Genomic DNA, 205 nt, shown 5'->3' with positions numbered 1-205 from the left:
CACTTTTACCGCCCCGGACAAAAGGCGGACATTTGTCCGACATTCGTCCACCAGAGATAGAGTTAGAGAAAGAGATAGAGTTAGAAAAAGAGAGAGAGGGAGAAACGGGACACCCCGCCCCTGCCGCTTATGGCAGATACAACAATGTGATACTGACCGATACAGAGCTTTCCGGGCTGAAAACAGAGCTGCCCGACAAGTGGGA

At 51.2% G+C, this 205-nt stretch carries 1 pseudogene; it reads left to right on the top strand.

The annotated features are described in order from the left end of the window. Window positions 1-205, top strand: a pseudogene (locus GPK49_RS04100) (phage replisome organizer N-terminal domain-containing protein); the annotation flags it as partial.

Source organism: Clostridium sp. MCC345, assembly GCF_018785345.1.
GTDB lineage: Bacteria > Bacillota > Clostridia > Lachnospirales > Anaerotignaceae > Anaerotignum_A > Anaerotignum_A faecicola.
The sequence above is the reverse complement of the archived record's forward strand: the minus strand, read 5'-3'. Positions and strand labels throughout refer to the sequence as shown.